At 73.2% G+C, this 2,103-nt stretch carries 1 protein-coding gene and 1 pseudogene; one reads left to right on the forward strand and one right to left on the reverse strand.

Annotation, left to right across the window (positions count from 1 at the left end; translation table 11 throughout):
• Window positions 1-331 (reverse strand): annotated as a pseudogene (locus tag KBX39_RS29675) (aminofutalosine synthase MqnE); the annotation flags it as partial.
• 221 nt (window positions 332-552) lie between these two features.
• On the opposite strand from KBX39_RS29675, the gene KBX39_RS29680 reads away from it, so the two are divergent.
• Window positions 553-2,103, forward strand: a 1,551-nt coding sequence (locus KBX39_RS29680; RefSeq protein WP_210873697.1) for a C40 family peptidase, incomplete at its 3' end; no start/stop codon positions are given.

Consider the following 2,103-nt stretch of genomic DNA (forward strand, 5'->3'; position numbering starts at 1 on the left):
TGACGATGTGCAGCTCGGTGAGCTGCTCGTCCTCCATCTCCTTGGCCTTACGGACCGCCTCGTCGATCCGCATCGTGTAGGCGTCCTTCTCGCCCGGCTTGCGCTGGAACGAGCAGTACGCGCACGACGCCGAGCAGACGTTCGTCAGGTTCAGGTGCCGGTTGACGTTGAACATCACCCGGTCGCCGTTGAGCTCCGTACGCCTGTGGTGGGCCAGCCGGCCCAGCCAGGTCAGGTCGTCGCTGTCGTAGAGGGCGATGCCGTCCTCGCGGGTCAACCGCTCCCCGGCGTACACCTTCGCTTCGAGTTCGCGCTTGAGTCCGGCGTCCATCCGAAAGCCACGTCCTTCCCCCTGGGTTCCCGATCGAGCGTACGTCGCGGGTCCGACCAGCCGCCGACGTGGTCGAGCCAGTTCACCCGCCGTCACTCTCCGCACATCGACATCGCTGCGACGGTGAGGTAAGACAGGGTGGGGCGGAACACACACCAGTGCCGTCCTGTCCTGACACGCCCCACCTCGCGTGGCGGGCACCAGACCGGACGGGGAGCGGAATGTCCGACAGCACCAAGGCCCGGCGGCGACGAGGCCGGCAGCCGGTGATCTCACCGGTCCTGCGTCCGGCCCTCTGGTCCGCCCTCCTCGGTGCGGTCGCGGCGGCGGCGCTCGCCACCCCGGCCTGGGCCGACCCGCTGCCCGACACCGTGCCCAGCACCGGCTCCCGCCCCCAGGTCACCGGCCCCCTGCAACTGCCCGGCAGCGTCCCCGGCCTGCCCGGCAGCGTTCCGGGCGCGCCCGGAGTAACCGTCCCGGGCCTGCCGGGCGGCACCACCGGCGTCACCAACCCGGCCGACGGCCCGCTGATCGCGCAGATCAACCAGCTCGACGCCCAGGTCGGGCTGCTGGGCGAGGAAATGCTGCGGATCAAGGGCGAGCGGGACGCCGCACAGGCCGAGCTGACCCAGTCCGCCACCCGGCTCAAGGAAGCCGAGGACGCGCTCACCCGGGCCCAGGAGAACGCCAAGAGCGCCGCCGCCGACGCGGTCAAGGCCGACGCGGCGCTGCCGCCGGGCGAGTTCGGCGCCAGCCTGCGTGACTTCGCCAACCTCCAGCGCATCACCCGGGGCGACAAGGCCGAGGGCGCCACCACGTCGGTGACCGGCGAACTCCTCCGGGCCACGAACGCCGAGCGGATCGCCCGGGAGGCGCACGACTCGGCCCAGCGCCGGGCGACCGAGAAGGCCGCCGAGTTCACCCGCGCCGAGACCGACCTGCGCAAGCAGGAGACGACGCTCGTCGCGCTGCGCAAGGAGAACGCCGCCAAGCTGCTCGAGATCGAGCGCCTGGCCGACGCCGCCGAGCAGCAGCTCGGCAGCTCGTACGTCGTCAACCAGAGCATCGACGGTCTGGCGGCGGACCCCAAGGCGCTCGCCGCGGTCCGCTACGCCCTCGCCCAGCTCGGCGACCCCTACCTCTGGGCCGCCGAGGGCCCGGACCGGTTCGACTGCTCCGGCCTGGTGCTCGCCTCCTACCGGTCGGCCGGCTACAAGGGCCTGCCGCGGGTCGCGAAGGACCAGTACTACGCCACCCGCTCCCGCACCGTCTCACCGAACGCGCTGCTCCCCGGCGACCTGCTCTTCTTCGCCTCCAGCAGCAGCTGGACGAGCATCCACCACGTCGCCATGTACATCGGCAACGGCAAGATGGTGGAGGCGCCCCGGACCGGCGACGTCGTCAAGATCTCGGTGGTCCGCTGGTCCCGGCTCTACGCCGCGACCCGGGTGATCGGAGCCGTCGCCGCCCCGGCCACCCCGGCTCCCCCGCCGCCCGTGCCGACCACCCCGCCGCCGTCGTCCCCGACGCCGAAGCCGACGCCCACCACGCCGAAGCCGACGCCGACGACCCCCAGGCCGACGCCGACCACCCCGAGGCCGACCACGCCCACGCCGGACCCGACGACCTCCAGCCCGACGCCCAGCACGCCGCCCAGCCCGCCCGAGGAGCCGACGCCGACGCCGAGCGAGAGCAAGAGCGCCGCGCCGAGCACCAGCGCCGCCCCGAGCAGCAGCAGCGTCGCCCCGTCGCGCAGCACGTCCGCCAGCGCC

Source organism: Micromonospora sp. D75 (genome assembly GCF_018070405.1).
GTDB classification, from domain to species: Bacteria; Actinomycetota; Actinomycetes; order Mycobacteriales; family Micromonosporaceae; genus Micromonospora; species Micromonospora chalcea.